This window comes from Rathayibacter sp. AC182 (assembly GCF_979253875.1).
The window spans coordinates 1,628,719-1,645,900 of record NZ_CEEDEK010000005.1 but is presented as its reverse complement, the minus strand read 5'-3'; the positions used below and the strand labels follow the sequence as shown (position 1 = coordinate 1,645,900).

Here is a 17,182-nt window from a genome sequence, read left to right as displayed (position 1 = left end):
GATCACCTCGCAAGGAGCAGCATCCACAGCGAGGTTCCGGACGGCAGTCGCCGGCGCGAACGCGTGGCGAAGGTCGTCGCCGTCACCCTCACCTGGCTGTCCGTCCTCCCCGCAGGGCTGCTGACGACGGCCTTCTTCGTCGTGCAGAGCCACCCCTGCTCGATCCCGAGGACTTCCGGGCTGGACCGGTCCGAGCCTGCTCGACATCGCGCCGTGGCTCCTGCTGTTCCTCCTCCCGCCCCTCGTGACGGGCGCGGCGGGGCGATCGAGCGGAGGGTCCGAGGGGTGGCGGGAGTTCCGGCACTACGGCGGCGCGTCCTCCTGGTGATGGCGCCCTTCATCCTGCTCTCCGCGGCCTCGGCGTGGGGATGAGGGCGCGATCGCGATCGGAAGGAGCTGGCGCGTCGACACGGAGCCGGTCGCGGTCGAGTCGAGACCCGGCCGGACCCGCCGCGCTCTCCTCGCGGAACATCCGCTCGGCCTCCTCTCCGCCCACGGCCTCGCCGCGCGCGACCATGCCGGCCTGGTCCGACAGCGGGATCTGCTTGAGGAGGATCGCGAGCACGAGGGCCAGCAGGATGAACGGGATCAGGTACCAGAACACCGGCGCGAGCGAGTCGGCGTAGGCCGACACGACTCCGTCGCGCACCTCGTCGGGCAGGGTGCTCAGCGTCTGCGGGTCCAGCGTCGCCGCGGAGCGCCCGCGCGCGGCGTCACCCGCTCGGCGAAGACCGTCGTCAGCTTCTCGGTGAGCGAGTTGGTGAAGATCGTGCCGAAGATCGCGACTCCTGAGCGCGGCGCCGACCTCGCGGAAGTAGTTGTTGGTGCTGGTCGCGGTGCCGATCTGCTCGGCGGGGACGGCGTTCTGCACGACCAGGACCACGACCTGCATGATCAGGCCGAGTCCTGCGCCGAAGACGAAGAGGTAGACGCAGATCAGCCAGATCAGGGTGTCGGCGGCGAGCGTGGTCATCGCCGTCATCGCGATCGCGGTGAGGATCGTACCGACGATCGGGTACGCCTTGTACTTCCCCGTCTTCGTGATCGCGATGCCGGACAGGATCGACGTGCCCATCAGGCCCGCCATCATCGGCAGCATCAGCAGGCCCGACGCGGCCGCGGAGGTTCCGGACGCCATCTGCAGGAACGTGGGGATGAATCCGATCGCCGCGAACATGCCCAGCCCCCGGGTCAGGCCGATCGCGGTGGCGTTGAGGAAGATCGGGTTGCGGAACAGGCTCAGCGGGATGATCGGATCCTCAGCGCGCGATTCCACCCAGACGAAGCCGGCGACCGAGAGCACGAGGCCGGCGCCGAAGGCCAGGTCTCGGGAGCGCCCCAGCCGTGCTGCGCGTCGCCGCCGAAGTCGCTGAAGAAGATGAGGAAACGTCGTCGCGGCCGAGAGCAGCACGACGCCGGGGAATGTCGATCCTCTTCTGCGCCTTCCTGCTGGGCAGGGTGAGCGCGAACCACGCGATGGCGAAGGCGGCGATGCCGACCGGGATGTTGATGTAGAACGCCCACTGCCAGGTGAGGTGGTCGACGAACAGGCCGCCGAGCAGCGGTCCGGCGATGGCCGAGAGGCCGAACACCGCGCCGATCGGGCCGAGGTACTTGCCGCGCTCGTTGGCCGGCACGATGTCGGCGATGATCGCCTGCGAGAGGATCATCAGCCCGCCGCCGCCGAGGCCCTGCAGGGCGCGGAACACCACGAAGCTCGAAGTCGCCCGCGGACAGCAGGCCGATCGAGGCGACGGTGAACAGCGCGATCGCGATCAGGAACAGGTTGCGCCGGCCGAGCACGTCGCCGAACTTGCCGTAGATCGGCATGACGATCGTGGTCGCGAGGAGGTAGGCGGTGGTGATCCAGGCCTGGTGCTCGACTCCGCCGAGCTGCACCACGATGGTGGGCATCGCGGTCGAGACGATGGTCTGGTCGAGGCTCGGGAGCAGCATTCCGGCGATGAGCGCCGAGAAGATGATCCAGATCCTGCGCTGCGTCAGCAGGAGCGGCTTGGCGGTGGCGGCGGTCATCGGTCCTCTTCCGGAGTGGTGGGGGCGGCGGGAGCGAACAGGGCGCGGGCCTGGGCGAGACGGGAGCGGAGGATCTCGGGGAACGGGGCCGGGGACTCGGCGGTGAGCGCCTCCTCCACGGACAGGCGCGCGACGGTGCCGACCAGCTGCACGGCGAGTCGAGGTCGCGGATCGCCCGGCTCCAGTCCCTCGCGCTCAGCCGACAGGCGCTCGAGCAGGCGATCGCGCTCGCTGCCGACCTTCAGCAGCGCAGCGAGCAGCTTCGGCTCGCGCTCGAGCAGGGCCACGAGCTCGTGCGCGCGCTCGGCGTGAGTCCGATGGCCTCGAAGTGCTCGATGGCCAGGTCGGCGAGGGCCTCGGGCAGGTCGTCGGACACCCGTCCGGGCGCGCCGCCCCCGGCGAGGAAGCGCGCGACGGCCTCGCCTTCGAGCCCCTCCTCCGGGCGGCCGAGGACGGCCTGCTCCTTGGAGGGGAAGTGGTTGAAGAACGTGCGGCGCGAGGCCGACGTCCTCGCAGAGCCCGTCGATCGTGAAGCCCTGGATCCCGTGCTCGACCGCGAGCTCGCCGCGCGTCGGGCGAGCTGCTCGCGCCGCTCCGCGACCTGGCGCGCTCGCGCGGTGGTCGTTGCACTCTCGGACATGGAGTGCATTCTTGCACGCTCTGCAGATAGTCGTCACGGCCTTCCGGGCACAGCACTCCCGGTCGCAGGGACCCTTTCAAAACCTCTACGAACGCTTTGCTCCAAAAGGTTTTAGAATGGCGTTATGAGCACCTCCGACTCGGCGTCGTCCCTCACCGAGCTGCTTCTCGACACGGGGATCGCCGCGCACATCGTCGGCGCTCGTGACCTGCGGATCTCCTCCGCTTCCGGCGACGACGTCGACGTCCACCTCGTCTTCACCGCGCGCCCCCACTCCCTCGGAGATGCGCGCTCGCGCCGCGTCCGCACGGGCGGGCAGTACCACGGGTTTCGTGATGCCACGGCTCAATGCCGCCGCCCGCGGAGTCGCGCTGGAGGATCCCCGCTTCGCCCTGTTCGGCCTCGACGACGGGGGCGTCATCCTCCGAGGAGAGGATCGGAGCATCGATCGGCAGGAAGAGGCGGCGGACCCGATGAGGCGTCGGGTGCCGTACGCTCGCTTCGCGCTCCCACCGGGTACTCGTGCGCACTCGCGAGGCCCCGGTCGCAGGCCCGCCCTCGCGCGGGAGTGCGGCGTCTCGCAGATGACCGTCTCGAAGCTTCCTCTCGGCCGACCCGGCACTGGCCGCCCGGGTCCCGGGCGGCTGGGTCGCGGACGACCCGAGTCGCTCGTGGAGCGGTTCCTCGACGACTATCCGGGCCCGAGGCGGTCTCTCCCAGTTCTGGTTCTCCCTTCGACCCTGTCATCGAGCAGGGGGAACTCGCGGCGACCGCCGGCGGGCGGGCTCTGCTCTCCGGGGACGCGGCTGCCGACCTCCTCGCCCCCGTGGAGGATCCCGAGGCGCGCTGCTCGTCGTACTCCGGACCCGGGGCCTTCCGCTTCGAGGAAGCCGGGTTCGGCCGCAGCGACCCCCGCGAGGCGACGCTGCGGGTCACGGTCCCGGCGGATCGGACCCGCCGAGGCCCACTGCGATCGCCTGGAGCACCCAGGAGCCGCACGGTGCGATCCGCTGCTCGCAGCGTGGGACCTCCCGCTCCGGCGGCGGCTCCGGCTCCGGCGAGGCCGTCGAACGTCTCCTGAGCACGGCGGTGACGACGTGGACGCGGTGAGAGCGGTCGTGCTCCGCTTCCGGTCCCGCGCCGATGACGCGGCGTTCCGCGCGCCTACGCGACGCCTCGCTCGCGATCGCCGGCCTGGAGGAGGCCTGCATCGTCGGCGGTCAGATGGTGGCCCTCCTGTCCGGAGCATTCCCGAGCCGGTCGTCGATCCTGCGCCGGACGGTCGACGCGGACGCCGCCGTGTCGCCCGTCGTCGCCGCGTCGGGCGCGCTCCACGCGCTCCTGACGGCCGGCGGATACACCTCGACCCTCGGGCAACGCCACTGCATCCAAGGCGATCGCGAGATCGGCGTCCTGGTTCCGGCCACCGGCGGCGGATTCGAGAGAAGGCGGAGTACGGGGCGCGGATTCGAGCGGCGCGCCGGGGGCTGCATCTCGCGCAGAGCCGAGACGCTCGCACTCGACGCAACGACGGCCGTCCGCCTCGTGGACGGCCCCCTGACTATTCGCCACCCACGAGTACCCGGAGTCGACGGCGGCGCTGATCGTCGAAGCGCTCGCACGCGGAGTCGCGTCGCGCAGAAGGACCTGGTGGACCTCTCACGCGCTCCTCCTCATCCGGGAGAGCTCCGACCCCGACTCCCTCGGTGGCTGGCGGATCGGGTACGACGCCGGATCCGGAGCCCGCCGCGACGCGGCAGCTCGCTCTGCGCCGACTGGTCGGAGCGCCGGGACTCCACGCCGCCTGATGCCACGCGGGGATCGGACGTGCCCGAGGGACGCTTCGCCGCCCTCGTCCGCACCTACGTCGCCGGACGACTGACGCACCGGGGCCGATGGTCGGCGTCGACCCCGGTGCCGGCCGCAGCGACTTCGGCGTCGCGCGTGCTCCCCCGCGGTCAGCTCGCGGTCCACGGCGCCGGCCGAGCGGACGACCGCGGTCGCCCCCTCCGGCACCGTGACGGCGAGCGAGACCCCGTCGGCGGTGCGGTCCCAGCGCACCGCGCGCGAGGCTCGTGGGGGGTCTCGAGGGTCGACTCCGCCCGCTGCAGCTCGTCGCCGAGGCTGAGGGGCGACGAGGATCCGGGAGTAGCCGGGGTCGAGCGGGGCGAGGCCGCCGACGACGCGGTGCAGCCAGTCGGCGACGGCGCCGAGCGCGGCGTGGTTGAAGGCCTCGTCGTCTCGCCGGGGTTGATGGTGCCGTCGGGCAGCATCAGGGTCCGCGCTCCCAGATGGTGGTCGGCGCCCATGGTCACCGGGTAGAGCCACGGCCGGGCACATCGCGCTGCAGGAGGAGGCGGTACGCGGCGTCGATGTGGCCGGTCGACGACAGGGCGTCGGTGATGAACGGAGGTGCCCGCGAAGCCGGTCGAGATCGTGTAGCCGCTCTCGGCGACGAGTTCGGCGAGGCGGTCGCCCGCCCAGCCCAGCTCGTCGTCGTCGAGCAGGCCGAAGACGATCGCGAGGGAGTAGACGGTCGTGCAGTCGCTGAAGACGCGCTGGTCGGCGACGTACCGCGACCGGAATCCGGCGCGCAGGCGCTCGGCCAGCTCGGTGAACTCGGCCTGCTCTCTCGGTGCGGCCGAGCACGGCGGCGGAGTCGGCAACGATGCGGGCCGTGCGGTACGCGCACGCCGTGGCGACGACGAAGTCGGTGTCGGCCTTCGCGTCGGCGGGCGCGTCGGGCGCGGCGTCGAGGTCGAGCCAGTCGCCGAACTGGAAGCCGGTGTCCCAGACGCCCGTTTCGGACCGGTTCGAGCGGACTCGGCGGGCGTGCGAGGGCCATCGGGGAGCGACTCCTCGAGCACGACCCGGGTCGCCGTAGGCCTCCAGACCGCCCACGGCGCCCGGTAGCGCGGCGTCGCGCCAGAGTGCCGTCGAAGTCCATGGGCAGGAAGTCTGGTCTCGGCCTCGCGGTACTTCAGCACGTCCGGCACGACGAACGGCACGGCGCCGTCGTGGTGGGTCTGCTCGGGGGCGAGGTCGCGCAGCCAGTCGCGGAGAAGTCCTTCGCGTCGGCGAGGTAGACGGCGGTCGGCGCGAACGCGGCGATGTCGCCGGTCCAGCCGAGGCGCTCGTCCAGCGCCTGGGGGCGAGTCGGTGGGCACGTCGAGGAAGTTGCCGACGCATGCTTCGCGGTAGACGTTGTCGTGCAGCTGGTCGAGCAGCGGCTCGAGGCTGCCGGAAGGTGCCGATGCGGCGCAGGTCGCTGCTCGACGGCCGCGGTCAGGGCGCCGGGCTCGATGTCGCCGGAGCCGCCCGTCGACCTCCGCGTAGCGGAAGCCGTGGAAGGTCAGCGTCGGCTCGAACACGTCGCGGCCGCCCGAGAGCGTGAAGCGGTCGGTGGCCTCCGCCGCGCGCAGCGGGCGGACCCCGGCTCGTCGTCCTCGAGGACCTCCGCGTGTCGCAGGGTGATTGACGGATCCACTGGACCCTGCACCTCGACGCCAGAGAGCCAGCCGACGAGGTTCTCGCCGAAGTCGACGAGCGTGCGCCCGGACGGGCTGGTCCAGATGCTCTGCGGGGCGACCTCGCGCAGGCGCCGCACCGGCGGGGCGGTGTAGGGCTCGAGCGGTCCCGGGTCGACGTCGACCTCGTGCACGGCGCTCCAGCCGGAGTCGTCGAAGCCGGCCTGCTTCCAGCCCTGCGGCTCGAGGCGGGCGTCGATGTCCTGGCCGTCGTAGAGGCTGTCGGCGGTGGTCGCTCCCGAGCCTGCCTTCCATCCGCCGTCGGTCGTGACGATCTGCTCGGCGCCGTCCTCGAAGCGGATCCGCAGCTCGGCGGAGACCCGCGATCTCGGGGCCGTAGGGCGCGGCGCCCTCGCCCCAGGTGAGGCGTCCGCCGGTACCAGCCGTCGCCGAGGGCGAGGGCGGAGGTCACGGAGGTCGCCGGTCACCGAGGGCCGTGACGTCGTGCTCCGGAGTAGCGCAGGCGCCACTCGTAGCTGGTCCAGCCCGGGGTGAAGAGCTCGTCCGAGACGGGGGTGCCGTCGATCACCGCCTCGACGATCCCGAGCGCCGACAGGCGCAGGACCGCCTCGGTCACGGCTCCGTGGCCGGTCTCGAAGGCGGGGTCTCGCGACGGAGCAGGGGCGAGCCGGGGAGCTCGTCGTCGGGCGCCAGGAAGCGGGCGGTCCAGTCGGTCGTCGTCGTCCTTCTGCGTAGTGGAGTGCGGAAACGGTCGTGGAGGCATCGGCGCCGGCGGGCGGCGCGGAGGAGGAGCGGATGCGCAGCACCGGGTCCACCTCGAAGTGCACCGGGTTCCGGTGCGGCCGTCGAGCTCGTCCGAGGAGCAGCTGCACGGCGCGCTCGCCGAGCTCCTCGCCGGAGCTGGTCGACGGTGGTCAGCGCGATGCCCGGGTGCCCGGCGACCTCGATGTCGTCGTAGCCGACGATCGAGAAGTGCTCGGCGCCCAGGCCCGCATCGGCCCGCGCCCAGAGCGCGTCGAGCGCGAGGGCGTCGTTGCCCGCGAAGAGCGCGGTGGGGCGCTCGGGCGAGCGGAGCACCTCGAGGGTGCGCGCATAGGCGTCGTCCTGGCTGGGACTGAGGTAGAGCACGTCGGTCGAGAGACCCGCCTCGCGCATCCGCTGCTCGTACCGGGCGAGGCGGACGGCGTGCGGGGCGCCGGTCACCGCGCCGCACGATCTCCTCGCTCACGGTGAGGTGCGAGATGCGGCGGTGACCGAGGGCGAGGAAGGTGGTCCATCACCTGGTCCGTGCCGGCGACGTCGTCGTTGGTGACGGTGTCGTAGCCGACGGAGGCGTCGTGCCGGCCGAGCATGACGATCGGGGTGCGGACCGAGAGCTTCTCGAGCCACGACGGCTCGACCATCGGCGAGACGGCGATCAACCCGTCCGCGACCTGGCGGTCGACGAGGGCCTCGATCGCCCGGAACGCCCCTCGCCCGAGTCGCTCTGGGCGGGCGCGACGATCAGCTGGTACCGGGTGCCGTCGAGGGCGGCGGCGGCTCCTGTGACGATGCGGTTGAAGAAGGCGTTGCCCAGGTGCGGCACCTCGACGCCGATGGTGAAGCTCGCGCCGCGCATGGCCCGGGCGGCGACGCTGGGCCGGTAGCCGAGCTCGTCGATCGCGGCGGCGACGCGCTCGCGCATCGCCGGGCTGACGCCGTAGGCGTTGCGGATCACCTTCGAGACGGCGGCGCGGGAGACTCCTGCGCGCAGGGCGACGTCCTGGATGGTGGCGGGTCCGCGAGTCGCGCCGTCGGTCGAGCTCATCGCGGTCCTTTCGCCTTCTCCGCCCCGGTGGTCACCCGCCGGACGGCCTCGATGCGACGCCGCGAACGCCACTGTAACGCTTCGGTCGCGATCGTGTAGATCGGTCCACATATTTTCGTAGATCGATTGACACGTTTCACGGAGCCGACGTATGTTCTCCCTGCATCGCCCGCCGACCGGCCTTCCGGACCGCAGCGGACGACCGCCCCGGGCACCCCCGCAACGAAGAAGTTGTCTTTACATGGAGGTAAAGGATGTCGACCCGACAGAACCGGCGGCAGTGCTCGCCCTCGGCACGGAGGAGCGGCCCTCGCTCTCGCGCTCACCGGCTGCAGCACCGGCGGCGGCGACTCCGCCGACCGGATCCAGCTCTCGATCCTCATCGACAACCAGGAGGCGACCGTCGCGACGATGAACGCGCTCGTGGCGGCGTACCAGGAGGAGAACCCCGACGTCACGATCGACGTCGAGACCCGGCCGCAGGGCAGCGAGGGCGACAACGTCGTCAAGACGCGCCTCTCCACGGGCGAGATGAACGACCTGTTCTGGTACAACTCCGGCTCGCTGCTGAAGGCGATCAACCCGGACCAGAACCTCGTCGACCTCTCCGGCGAGGAGTGGGCGGGCAAGGTCGACGAGAACGCCGTCCGCGCGCTGTCGGGCGACGACGGCCTCTACGGCGTGCCGCTCGGGCAGTCGATGGCGGGCGCGATGCTCTACAACAAGGACGTCTACAGCGAGCTGGGCCTCAGCGTCCCGACCTCGTGGGAGGAGTTCGTCTCGAACGCGGAGGCCGTCAAGGCCGCCGGCACCGTCGCTCCCATCATCCAGACCTACGGCGACACCTGGACCTCGCAGCTGTTCCTGCTCGGCGACTTCGCCAACGTGCTCGCCGAGGACCCGGAGTGGGCCGAGTCGTACACGGCGAACGAGGCCAAGTACGTCGACGAGCCGCCTTCGCCGGGTTCGAGCACCTCGAGCAGCTCAGTGAGGCCGGGCTGTTCAACGAGGACTTCGCGTCGGCGACCTACGACGACGGCGTCCGCATGATCGCCACGGGCGAGGGTGCGCACTACCCGATCCTGACCTTCGCCGCGCAGCCGCTGATGCTCAACTACCCGGACGACGCCGACAACGTCGGACTGTTCGCGATCCCCGGCGACGAGACCGACTCGCCGCTGACCGTGTGGCAGCCGTTCGGCGTCTACATCCCGAAGTCGACCGAGGGCGCCACGCTCGACGCGGCGAAGGAGTTCGCCGCCTGGCTGGCGACGCCCGAGCTGCGAGATCCAGAGCGAGACCACCGCTCCCAGGGCCCGTACGTGATCGAGGGCTGCGCGCTCCCCGACGACGTGCCGCCGATGATCTCGGACATCGCTACTTCGACTCGGGCAACACGGGCCTGGCGCTCGAGTTCCTGTCGCCGATCAAGGGACCGGCGCTCGAGCAGATCACCGTCGCGGTGGGCTCGGGCATCACCCCGGCCGCCGAGGGCGCGAAGCAGTACGACGACGACGTGACCAAGCAGGCCAAGCAGCTGGGCCTCGAGGGGCTGGTGACCGACGGGCTCGCCGAGCCCCCGATCCCGGGGCGGCGCCCAGTGCGCCGCCCCCTTCCTTCTTCCTCTCGCCCGATCGACGGAGATCCGATGACCGCACTCACGCAGGAGCGCCCCGCCCCGCGCCCGCCCGCTCCCCCGGGAAGCCTCCGCGGCGCCGGGCGATGAAGAGCCCCTACCCCACCTGGTTCTACCTGCCCGCCGGCGTCTTCGTGGTCCTGTTCCTCGTGCCGACGGCGGCCTCCCTCTGACTTCTCCCTCACGCGGTGGACGCTGTTCGACTCGACCTTCATCGGTCTGGAGAACTTCGTCGAGTTCTTCCAGGACCCGGCGCTGACCACGGGCTTCGTCAACACCTTCATCTACGCGGCCATCACCTCGGGGCTGAAGATCGTGCTCGGGATGCTGCTCGGCCTCCTGCTCAGCTCGCAGATCATCGGACGCGGCTTCCTCCGCAGCGTCGTGTTCTTCCCCGTCCTCGTGTCGACGATCGGCATCGGCATCACGTTCAAGGTGCTGCTCGACCCCTTCGACGGCCTGATCAACCAGGGCCTCGCGACGATCGGCGTCGCCGGCCCGGGCTGGCTGACCGACCCGCAGTGGGCGCTGCTCTCGGTCGCCCTGGTCGACGTCTGGAAGGGCGTCGGACTCGCGACCCTCATCTACATCGCGGGCATCGTCGCGATCCCGCAGGACTACTTCGAGGCCGCCCGCGTCGACGGCGCGGGCTCCTGCGCCCAACTTCCGCCACATCACGCTGCCGCTGCTGCGCCGCGACGGTGACCGTGATCCTCCTCTCCCTCATCGGCGGGCTGCGCTCGTTCGACCTGATCTGGGCGATGACCAAGGGCGGCCCCGGCTTCCTGAGCGACGTCGTCGCCTCGGTCATCTACAAGCAGTACCAGGCGGGCTTCTACGGTCTCTCGACCGCCGGCAACGTGATCCTCTTCCTCGTCGTGGCAGCGCTGATCTTCCCGCTCTCGGCCTGGCTCAACCGGAAGGACAAGGAGCTGTGACCACCACCCCGCTCACCCCGACTCCGCTCTCGACCGCCCCTCTCGAGGCCGACCCGCTCCGCGCCAAGGTGCGTCAGCGCGGTCGGCCGCGGCTCCCGCCTGTGGCGCTGGGGCGGAGGGATCACCGCGATCGTCCTCGCCGTCCTCGTGTTCATCGTCCCCTTCGTCTTCATCGTCCTCACCGCGTCCAAGACGCAGCAGGGCGTCCCTGCTGGGCTTCACGATGCCGACGCAGTGGAACTTCGTCGAGAACCTCCAGGAGGTCGTCTCGGCCCGGAACTTCGTGCTGCTGCGGGCCTTCGTCAACAGCGCGATCCTGACGATCGTCTCGGTCGCGGTCATGGTGGTGCTGGCCGCCATGGTCGGCTACGTGCTGCAGCGCCGCGCTCAGGTGGAACCCGCTCGTCAACGGACTCGTCCTCGCCGGCCTCATCATCCCGCCCGCCGTCGTCCCGACGATCTGGGTGCTGCAGGGCCTCGAGCTCTTCAAGACCCTCCCCGGCCTGATCGCGGTGCACATCGCCTTCGGACTCTCGTTCTGCATCCTCCTGTTCCGCGCCTTCGTCTGACGATCCCGCGCGAGCTCGACGAGGCGGCGACGATCGACGGAGCCGGTCCGTTCCGCCTGTTCTTCACCGTGGTGCTGCCGCTGCTGAAGCCCGTCATCGTGACGGTGATCGTGGTGCAGGCGGTGACGGTGTTCAACGACTTCACCTACGCCCTGTACTTCCTGCCGGGCGACGAGAACGCGACCGTGCAGCTGACGCTGTACAACTTCTCCTCGCAGTCGGTGTCGTCGTGGAACCTCCTCTTCATGGACGTGCTGCTCATCACGATCCCGCCGCTGGTGATGTACATCTTCTTCAACCGCCAGATCGTGGCGGGCATGACCTCGGGAGCCGTCAAGGATGACCCCGCGCACGGCCGGGGATCCGCGCGCACGCGCGGGCGGTCTCCCGGACCCGGCGCCCGGGCGCCGCTCCGTCAGCCGAGACCGTCTGGCTCTACGGCCCGGCGCAGTTCGAGCTCGGCCTCCTCGAGCGCATCGTCGCCGAGGGACGGGCGGCGGGGCGCTTCGTCGACTACTCCGACGACCACTGGCGCCCCGACCGGTGGACCGCGTTCGGCTCCGCGACGCCGGGGCGGTGGAGATTCTGCCGGGAGGCGAGTGGACGGCCGCTGCGCCCGCCACCGCCCTCCCCACCGGATGGTCGGCACTCGACGCCGGTGGGCGGGATCTCGTCGTCACCGTCGGGGCCGAGGCCGCCGCGCTGGCGGTCGGTGACGCGACCGGCTGGGAGGTCCTCGACGGGGACCGCTGGGTGCCGGCGCGAGTGCGGCCCGGTGGCGCGACTCCTCCGCACCTCGACGACGAACCCGTGGTGCGACTGCCGCTGGTCGCGAGCGCGGGACTGCTCGACGCGGGCCGCACCCTCCTCGGCCGCCCCGTGCTCACCTGCTCCGGCACTCCGCGCGTCGTCGGCGAAGTCGCGGGAGGAGGCGCTCTCGGACGCCGTGCCCGAGACGCGGCACGACGTCGTCGACCTGGGCGGCGGACGCTGGACCCGCGGCACCGGCTGGGCTTCCGCTTCCTCGCCGTGCACGACGCGGAGGTGACGGACGCCGCGGTGGACGCGTCGATCCGGCCCTCTCGACCGGCCGGTGCGTTCGCCTGCTCGGACGAGGCCTGACGCGGATCGCGGCCGTCGCGTCTGGACCCTGCGCACTTGCCTCCAGGGGCTCGTGCTCGACGGTGCCAAGCGCGACCGGATGCCGTGGATCGGCGACCAGGCGCTCGCCACCGCGGTGAACGCGTACACGGTCGCCGATCCGGCGATCGTGCGACGGTCTCGTCGCGCTGGGACGGCAGCGCCGCGGGTATGTGAACGGGCTCGCCGACTACTCCCTCTGGTGGGTGATCGGACAGGGGTTCCTGCAGCGCTTCTTCGGCGAGCGCGAGCACCTGGAGCGCGAGGCGGAGGCGTCCACCGCGTTCCTCGGGCGGCTCGCCGAGGAGGCGGGACCGGACGCCGTGCTGCGACCCCGACGCCCAGGCGGCTTCTCGGAGGAGACCGGCCCGGTGCTGATCGACTGGGGTGTCGAACCGGAACCGGGACGCGACTCGACCGCACTGCGAGGCGCTCTGGTTCTGGGCGCTCTCGACAGGGGGCGGATCTGCTCGCGCGTCGGCCACCCCGGCGAGCGCCGCTGGCGGGACCTCGCCGCGACCCTCCGCTCGACGCTCGAGGAGCGGGCGCGCGCGATCGGCGCGTGGAGCCGGTGCCTCGACCAGCCCCAGGAGCACCGCGGCGCACCTCGCGTCGACGGCCCGCCACGTGCTTCCTCGGTGCGCTCGCCGGTCTGATCGAGCCGACGGAGCCGGTCGTCGCGGCGATCCGCGCCGCCCGCCGCGCACGCCCTGGATGGCCGGCGTTCGCGCTCCGCGCTCTCGGTGCCGCGGGTCGTCGCCGCGAGGCGGTGGCGCTCCCTCCGCTCGCGCTGGATGCCGATGCTCGACGCGGGAGCCACGACCTTCTGGGAGGAGTTCCCCGGCGACGGCGAGCCCCTCGTCGATGTGCGGCCGACCCTTCGGCAGGAGCCTCGCTCACGCCTGGGGAGCCGGCCCCGCCGCGCTGCTGCCCGCCGAGCTGGTGCTCGGCATCGCACCGCTCGCGGACGGCTGGTCGCGGATCGCCGTGGACCCGGAGCTCGGCGACCTCGACTGGGCGGCCGCCGTCGTGCCGACGCCGTTCGGCGACCTCGTGGTCTCGGCCGACCGGGGGTCGGTGGTGGTGGACGTCCCCGACGGCGCGGTGCTGCTGGCCGACGGCCGCGAGGACTCCGGGCCCGGCGACGGTGGAGTGGACGCTCAGGGCCTGACGTCATCCCCCGCTCCGATCGGCCGGACCGCGCTCCGTGCGCCGCGCGAGGGCGTGGGGAGCACCGGGATCCGCGAGATCAGCGGGTCCGATCAGGCGGCGGAGCCACGTCGGCCGCCGCGAGCGCCGCAGCGCTCGTGCCCAGCGGACGTCGGAGCGGGCCTCTCGGATCGGATCGACCGCACGGAGCTCCCCCGCCCGCCACTCCTCGATGAGGACGACGGACGCGGTGACCAGGTTGCCAGTCGCCGCGGCGGCTCGCGATCCGGGTGCGCGTGGCCGACGCGGGTCCGGAGCAGCTGCTCCGAGGCGCTCCGGGTCGGGCGCCGACCAGGTGCTGACGCCGGTGAGCCCACCGGGCAGCGGGAGGCCGCTCGGTGACGTGGAGCGGAAGAGGTGAGGGGGAGGTCATCGTCGCCTTCGAGTAGCGGGTGGAGAGGGAGGACCGGATCCCCGGCGTCAGCGGCGCCGGGGATCCGATCGATCGAGGTCGTTGCGGCGGTCGAGGCCGAGCGGAGTCGACGGGCGAGGGAGGAGCCCGCCGCCGGTCAGCAGGAGCGCCCCCGCTCCCAGCACTCCCGCTCCGCCCGCGACACCGGTCGACGCGAGCGCACCGGTCGATGCGAGGCACCGTCGGGACGACTCCCACCGGGGGCACGGCGACCTGAGCGCAGGACGCCGCCGCCTCGGCATCGGCGCACGGGTGGCCGACGCCGGTCGGCGCGAAGCCCGCCCCGGGCAGATCATCGATCCGCGCGCGATTCGGGATCGTCCACGCGTCGACCCCGTCCGCCACGCGGCCGGTCACCGGAACGTCGTCGAGGCGCCCGGAGCCAGGCTCAGCCCCTCGACCGAGAGGTCGGTGCTCGCGGGGCCGCCGTCACTGGGAGATCGTCACTCCCGACGGGTGGGCGAGCATGGGCACATCGACGAGGGTGAAGCCCTCCGCCGGGCGCGGTCCTGTGTTGCGGACCACGATCTCGAAGCCCGCGCGTCCTCCGTGCGCCACGGTGTCCTTCAGCGCCGTCTTCACGATCTCGAGACGCCCCTCGACTCCGGGCACGGGGATCTCGGCGCAGGCGGCGGTGGCGTCATCGGCGCACGGGTCCTCGACGACGGGCGGCTCGAAGCCCGGAGAGCTGCTCGGTGATCGAGGCGCGGTTGGGCAGGGTCAGAGCGTCGTAGCCGTCGGCCACGCGCCCGCTGACGTGCAGGACGATCCGCCCTCCCGCCGGGATGCTGAGGCCCGTGACCGGCTCGGTGGCCGGCTGCGTTCCTCCGGTGCCGTTCTCGATCGCGGCCTCGGTGGTGAGATGCTCGAGGGTCGGGACGTCCCTCACCGTCGCTCTCGGTGGCGTCGACGGTGCCGGAGTTGCTCACCGACGACGTCGAAGCCGGCCACGCCGCCGTGCTCGGCCGAGGGCTGGGACGCCGTCTTCCGGAGCCGGAGCTGCGCACTACGCCGACGGTGTGCGGCACGGTCGCGCACGGGTTCGCGTCGGTGCCGACGGTCCGACTCGAGACGGCTGGAACGGGGCCCCGGCGAGGCTTTGCCGTGTTCACGAGCGCCCGGTCGCCGTCGCCGCCGACGTGCAGCACGACGTCGAAGGAGGAGCTCGGCGACCGTGCCGACGGGCAGCGTGCCCGCGGCCCACTCGATGCGCCCGGTCACGGGATCGATCGTCGCGGTGCCGTGGGAGGTGCGGATCGACGCCGCATCGAGATCGGCGTCGTCGAGGACCCCCTCGTCGAGGAGGTCGACGACCGCCGCGTCGACCACGTCGCCCGTGCCGTCCGAGGTGAGGGCGACCCGGTGGGGCACCCGGCTGCCCGGCACAGGGAGGGACGTCGGACGGCACCGACGAGGTCTTGGCGATCGTGACGTGGGGGCTCAGTGCTCCGAGCCCCGCCTCGGCGACCGCGCCGTCGGCCCCGTAGGACCAGTCGTCGATCGCACGGAGATCGCCGTAGGACCCGTGGACGGAGTCGTTGGCGTTGGGCGCGACCGGCGCCGGAGTCGTCGCTGCGCCAGCGGGTGCACACCGCCGCGCAGAATCGGCCCCGCGTCGCCGGAGACGGTCGGCGCGGTGACGGAGTAGCGCTCGGAGTTCGAGCCCGCGAGGAGGGAGTCGTCCCAGTGCACGGAGGCGGGATCACCGCCACCGCCGCTCGAGCGCACGATCGAGACGCCGCCGACCGAGGTCTCGGCGTCGACGCGCGTGAAGTGGAACTCCTTGGTGCGGCCGATCGAGGCGCGGGGCCGGACGTCCGGATCGGCCGTGTCGACGGCGTCGCCCTGAGCGTCGAGGCCGAGCCAGTCGATCGAGGACGCACCGGGCCGGGCGAGGATCTCGGACAGGTGGACGTCTCGCTCCCCGTCGTAGGCGCCGTCGCCGTCGGCGTCGATGTCGACCGCCACGGTGCCCGGCTGGGTACCCAGCACCCCGGTGAGCGCCCCGGCGTTCGACCCGGAACCCGATCGGCGGTAGGCCAGCGACCCGATCGTCGCAGGCCTCGTACGCCGGCGCGATCGACGCCGGCAGGTCGGCGGCCAGGGCGAGGACGAGCTTGGCCGTCTGCAGGCCGTCGACGCCGGCGCGGCCGACGGCGTGCAGGTACTGCGCGCCGATCCCTCTCCGCTCTCGCTCGACTGCGGCATCGGCACCGAGAGGTACGAGGGGTCGGAGGAGCCGACCCGCACGTTGCCCTTGTTCGTCGCCTGCAGCGTGGACGCGACTCTCGTCGTAGTCGCGCAGCGTCATGTCGTAGCGCGCACCCGTCTCGGTGACGGCGTGCAGGGTGAAGGAGGAGCTGCGCTCGTCGGCACTCGCGTAGCTCTCGCGAGCACCGGACTGGATCCCGCACGACGTGGACCACACCCTGCCCGCGATCGCCGCGCCGGACGATGACGCGACCCCGACGCTCAGACGAGGTTCACGGGGGTCCGCCACGTCGTCATCCGTGACGCGCACCGCGGAACACGCACAGCGTCCGCTCCGCGACGAAGGACCCGCCCGCCGTCGTTCCGGGCGGGGCACCCCGCGGGCGCACCTGCGAGTCGAGCACGGAACCGTCGGGTGCCGCGATCGCCGCCGTCCCGCCTCCCGTCTCGCCCTCGCCCGCTCCCGAAGGCCGCCCTTGAGCGGATGCAGATCGACCTGCAGCACCTCGCCCGCGCGGAGCCAGGCCGAGACCGTCGTGACCCTCGTTCGTCGCTCCGCCGTGGAGCAGGGTGTTGTCGATCGTGGTGCGCGGGGGCTCGCCCGCGGCCGCGGCGGGCAGTGCGAGCGCTCCCGAGCCCAGCAGCCCGCCGATGAGGCGCATCCCGTCGCCGCCGCGGCGGCCGTCGGCGCCCCTCCGACAGCCGGCCCGCCCGCTCGTTCCGTTCTGCTCATCCGTAGTCCTCTCCTCAGCCGCTCGTGCGCATCCGCGCCGGCGACGGTCCGCTTCAGCCCCGTGGCAGGAGGTAGTACCCATCCAGGTGTGGTGTCGGCGGCTCCCAGCCGACCTGTGGAGAACTCGCTCCACCGCGCGGAGGAGGAGGACCGCCGACAGCGACGCCACCGGAGGATCGTCCAGGCCCGCACCCGATCCGCCCATTCCTGAACGGCCGCGCTCCTCCTAGCCTCGGCAGCATGGGATCCACCGCCGTCTCCTCCCCGCTCCTGCCCGCGCCCGCCGACGCCGCCGCCGTCCTCGCCGAGGGCGGCGCCGCGGTCTGGCACACGGTGTTGACACTGCCCACCTGGGCGCCGGAGGA

25 protein-coding genes and 5 pseudogenes are annotated in these 17,182 nt (G+C 72.2%); 10 read left to right on the top strand and 20 right to left on the bottom strand.

The window, feature by feature from the left end:
* The first annotated feature begins 63 nt into the window (after nt 1-63).
* A complete protein-coding gene (locus AC0CII_RS20270; protein WP_465230464.1) occupies nt 64-372 on the top strand; it encodes a hypothetical protein in 309 nt (102 codons plus the stop codon).
* Here AC0CII_RS20270 and AC0CII_RS20265 read toward each other — a convergent pair.
* The 14 genes and pseudogenes from AC0CII_RS20265 to AC0CII_RS20200 all read right to left on the bottom strand — a co-directional run bounded on the left by AC0CII_RS20265 (nt 338) and on the right by AC0CII_RS20200 (nt 7,969).
* Complete coding sequence (locus AC0CII_RS20265; protein WP_465230463.1) at nt 338-1,411, bottom strand: MFS transporter; 1,074 nt, start codon at nt 1,409-1,411, stop codon at nt 338-340. The two genes, AC0CII_RS20270 and AC0CII_RS20265, sit on opposite strands and share 35 nt — an antisense overlap.
* A gap of 151 nt (nt 1,412-1,562) precedes the next feature.
* A pseudogene (locus AC0CII_RS20260) lies at nt 1,563-1,670 on the bottom strand (hypothetical protein); the annotation flags it as partial.
* Between the two features lie 121 nt (nt 1,671-1,791).
* Nucleotides 1,792-1,914: pseudogene (locus tag AC0CII_RS20255) on the bottom strand (hypothetical protein); the annotation flags it as partial.
* A gap of 116 nt (nt 1,915-2,030) precedes the next feature.
* A complete protein-coding gene (locus AC0CII_RS20250) occupies nt 2,031-2,321 on the bottom strand; it encodes an acyl-CoA-like ligand-binding transcription factor (RefSeq protein ID WP_465230462.1) in 291 nt (96 codons plus the stop codon).
* Complete coding sequence (locus tag AC0CII_RS20245) at nt 2,276-2,674, bottom strand: hypothetical protein (RefSeq protein WP_465230461.1); 399 nt, start codon at nt 2,672-2,674, stop codon at nt 2,276-2,278. The genes AC0CII_RS20250 and AC0CII_RS20245 overlap by 46 nt, the downstream gene beginning before the upstream one ends.
* A 1,659-nt stretch (nt 2,675-4,333) precedes the next feature.
* Nucleotides 4,334-5,014: an alpha-L-rhamnosidase C-terminal domain-containing protein gene (locus AC0CII_RS20240; protein ID WP_465231030.1), complete on the bottom strand. Its 681-nt coding sequence runs from the start codon at nt 5,012-5,014 to the stop codon at nt 4,334-4,336.
* Between the two features lie 17 nt (nt 5,015-5,031).
* A pseudogene (locus AC0CII_RS20235) lies at nt 5,032-5,244 on the bottom strand (alpha-L-rhamnosidase-related protein); the annotation flags it as partial.
* Nucleotides 5,245-5,365: 121 nt separating this feature from the next.
* Nucleotides 5,366-5,575: pseudogene (locus AC0CII_RS20230) on the bottom strand (hypothetical protein); the annotation flags it as partial.
* 140 nt (nt 5,576-5,715) lie between these two features.
* Nucleotides 5,716-6,045 (bottom strand): annotated as a pseudogene (locus AC0CII_RS20225) (hypothetical protein); the annotation flags it as partial.
* Nucleotides 6,027-6,629: a family 78 glycoside hydrolase catalytic domain gene (locus AC0CII_RS20220; protein ID WP_465230460.1), complete on the bottom strand. Its 603-nt coding sequence runs from the start codon at nt 6,627-6,629 to the stop codon at nt 6,027-6,029. The pseudogene AC0CII_RS20225 and the gene AC0CII_RS20220, both read right to left, overlap by 19 nt.
* Nucleotides 6,626-6,778 (bottom strand): alpha-L-rhamnosidase N-terminal domain-containing protein, encoded by a 153-nt coding sequence (locus AC0CII_RS20215; protein ID WP_465230459.1) that lies wholly within the window; start codon nt 6,776-6,778, stop codon nt 6,626-6,628. The genes AC0CII_RS20220 and AC0CII_RS20215 overlap by 4 nt, the downstream gene beginning before the upstream one ends.
* Nucleotides 6,775-7,365 carry a substrate-binding domain-containing protein gene (locus tag AC0CII_RS20210; protein WP_465230458.1) on the bottom strand — a complete coding sequence of 197 codons (591 nt, stop codon included), beginning with the start codon at nt 7,363-7,365 and terminating at the stop codon, nt 6,775-6,777. The genes AC0CII_RS20215 and AC0CII_RS20210 overlap by 4 nt, the downstream gene beginning before the upstream one ends.
* Nucleotides 7,362-7,583 carry a hypothetical protein gene (locus AC0CII_RS20205; RefSeq protein WP_465230457.1) on the bottom strand — a complete coding sequence of 74 codons (222 nt, stop codon included), beginning with the start codon at nt 7,581-7,583 and terminating at the stop codon, nt 7,362-7,364. The genes AC0CII_RS20210 and AC0CII_RS20205 overlap by 4 nt, the downstream gene beginning before the upstream one ends.
* On the bottom strand, nt 7,580-7,969 hold the full coding sequence (locus AC0CII_RS20200; RefSeq protein ID WP_465230456.1) for a LacI family DNA-binding transcriptional regulator: 390 nt from the start codon (nt 7,967-7,969) through the stop codon (nt 7,580-7,582). The genes AC0CII_RS20205 and AC0CII_RS20200 overlap by 4 nt, the downstream gene beginning before the upstream one ends.
* A gap of 231 nt (nt 7,970-8,200) precedes the next feature.
* Here AC0CII_RS20200 and AC0CII_RS20195 point away from each other — a divergent pair, with 231 nt between their 5' ends.
* From AC0CII_RS20195 to AC0CII_RS20155, 9 genes are all read left to right on the top strand, one after another.
* Nucleotides 8,201-9,019, top strand: coding sequence for an ABC transporter substrate-binding protein (locus tag AC0CII_RS20195; protein ID WP_465230455.1), 819 nt, complete (start codon nt 8,201-8,203; stop codon nt 9,017-9,019).
* The gene (locus AC0CII_RS20190; protein WP_465230454.1) at nt 9,016-9,489 is read left to right on the top strand and encodes a hypothetical protein; all 474 of its coding nucleotides are present in this window, start codon (nt 9,016-9,018) and stop codon (nt 9,487-9,489) included. Before AC0CII_RS20195 ends, AC0CII_RS20190 begins: the two co-directional genes overlap by 4 nt.
* Nucleotides 9,486-9,695 (top strand): hypothetical protein, encoded by a 210-nt coding sequence (locus tag AC0CII_RS20185; protein WP_465230453.1) that lies wholly within the window; start codon nt 9,486-9,488, stop codon nt 9,693-9,695. Before AC0CII_RS20190 ends, AC0CII_RS20185 begins: the two co-directional genes overlap by 4 nt.
* A gap of 234 nt (nt 9,696-9,929) precedes the next feature.
* Nucleotides 9,930-10,310, top strand: a complete 381-nt coding sequence (locus AC0CII_RS20180) for a carbohydrate ABC transporter permease (RefSeq protein ID WP_465230452.1) — start codon at nt 9,930-9,932, stop codon at nt 10,308-10,310.
* Between the two features lie 2 nt (nt 10,311-10,312).
* Nucleotides 10,313-10,543, top strand: a complete 231-nt coding sequence (locus AC0CII_RS20175) for a hypothetical protein (RefSeq protein ID WP_465230451.1) — start codon at nt 10,313-10,315, stop codon at nt 10,541-10,543.
* 223 nt (nt 10,544-10,766) lie between these two features.
* Nucleotides 10,767-11,828, top strand: coding sequence for a carbohydrate ABC transporter permease (locus AC0CII_RS20170; protein ID WP_465230450.1), 1,062 nt, complete (start codon nt 10,767-10,769; stop codon nt 11,826-11,828).
* Between the two features lie 94 nt (nt 11,829-11,922).
* The gene (locus tag AC0CII_RS20165) at nt 11,923-12,234 is read left to right on the top strand and encodes a hypothetical protein (protein WP_465230449.1); all 312 of its coding nucleotides are present in this window, start codon (nt 11,923-11,925) and stop codon (nt 12,232-12,234) included.
* A gap of 191 nt (nt 12,235-12,425) precedes the next feature.
* The gene (locus tag AC0CII_RS20160) at nt 12,426-12,908 is read left to right on the top strand and encodes a hypothetical protein (RefSeq protein ID WP_465230448.1); all 483 of its coding nucleotides are present in this window, start codon (nt 12,426-12,428) and stop codon (nt 12,906-12,908) included.
* Between the two features lie 208 nt (nt 12,909-13,116).
* Nucleotides 13,117-13,803, top strand: a complete 687-nt coding sequence (locus tag AC0CII_RS20155) for an alpha-L-rhamnosidase C-terminal domain-containing protein (RefSeq protein WP_465230447.1) — start codon at nt 13,117-13,119, stop codon at nt 13,801-13,803.
* A 78-nt stretch (nt 13,804-13,881) separates the two neighbouring features.
* Here the strand turns inward: AC0CII_RS20155 and AC0CII_RS20150 are convergent, their stop codons facing one another.
* The 6 genes from AC0CII_RS20150 to AC0CII_RS20125 all read right to left on the bottom strand — a co-directional run bounded on the left by AC0CII_RS20150 (nt 13,882) and on the right by AC0CII_RS20125 (nt 16,746).
* The gene (locus AC0CII_RS20150; RefSeq protein WP_465230446.1) at nt 13,882-14,169 is read right to left on the bottom strand and encodes a hypothetical protein; all 288 of its coding nucleotides are present in this window, start codon (nt 14,167-14,169) and stop codon (nt 13,882-13,884) included.
* Nucleotides 14,170-14,302: 133 nt separating this feature from the next.
* Complete coding sequence (locus AC0CII_RS20145; protein WP_465230445.1) at nt 14,303-14,485, bottom strand: hypothetical protein; 183 nt, start codon at nt 14,483-14,485, stop codon at nt 14,303-14,305.
* Between the two features lie 28 nt (nt 14,486-14,513).
* Nucleotides 14,514-14,762 (bottom strand): hypothetical protein, encoded by a 249-nt coding sequence (locus AC0CII_RS20140; protein ID WP_465230444.1) that lies wholly within the window; start codon nt 14,760-14,762, stop codon nt 14,514-14,516.
* Complete coding sequence (locus AC0CII_RS20135) at nt 14,759-15,259, bottom strand: hypothetical protein (RefSeq protein WP_465230443.1); 501 nt, start codon at nt 15,257-15,259, stop codon at nt 14,759-14,761. Before AC0CII_RS20135 ends, AC0CII_RS20140 begins: the two co-directional genes overlap by 4 nt.
* 54 nt (nt 15,260-15,313) lie before the next feature.
* Complete coding sequence (locus tag AC0CII_RS20130; protein WP_465230442.1) at nt 15,314-16,123, bottom strand: hypothetical protein; 810 nt, start codon at nt 16,121-16,123, stop codon at nt 15,314-15,316.
* A gap of 254 nt (nt 16,124-16,377) precedes the next feature.
* Nucleotides 16,378-16,746 (bottom strand): hypothetical protein, encoded by a 369-nt coding sequence (locus AC0CII_RS20125; protein WP_465230441.1) that lies wholly within the window; start codon nt 16,744-16,746, stop codon nt 16,378-16,380.
* Nucleotides 16,747-17,182: the final 436 nt, after the last annotated feature.

Excerpts from the sequence above, each read along its gene's own strand:
- AC0CII_RS20245 (WP_465230461.1), bottom strand. The coding sequence starts at position 2,674 with ATGTCCGAGAGTGCAACGACCACCGCGCGAGCGCGCCAGGTCGCGGAG.
- AC0CII_RS20240 (WP_465231030.1), bottom strand. The coding sequence starts at position 5,014 with ATGTGCCCGGCCGTGGCTCTACCCGGTGACCATGGGCGCCGACCACCA.
- AC0CII_RS20200 (WP_465230456.1), bottom strand. The coding sequence starts at position 7,969 with ATGAGCTCGACCGACGGCGCGACTCGCGGACCCGCCACCATCCAGGAC.
- AC0CII_RS20190 (WP_465230454.1), top strand. The coding sequence starts at position 9,016 with ATGATCGCCACGGGCGAGGGTGCGCACTACCCGATCCTGACCTTCGCC.
- AC0CII_RS20180 (WP_465230452.1), top strand. The coding sequence starts at position 9,930 with ATGCTGCTCGGCCTCCTGCTCAGCTCGCAGATCATCGGACGCGGCTTC.
- AC0CII_RS20170 (WP_465230450.1), top strand. The coding sequence starts at position 10,767 with ATGCCGACGCAGTGGAACTTCGTCGAGAACCTCCAGGAGGTCGTCTCG.
- AC0CII_RS20155 (WP_465230447.1), top strand. The coding sequence starts at position 13,117 with ATGTGCGGCCGACCCTTCGGCAGGAGCCTCGCTCACGCCTGGGGAGCC.
- AC0CII_RS20150 (WP_465230446.1), bottom strand. The coding sequence starts at position 14,169 with ATGATCTGCCCGGGGCGGGCTTCGCGCCGACCGGCGTCGGCCACCCGT.
- AC0CII_RS20125 (WP_465230441.1), bottom strand. The coding sequence starts at position 16,746 with ATGCGCCTCATCGGCGGGCTGCTGGGCTCGGGAGCGCTCGCACTGCCC.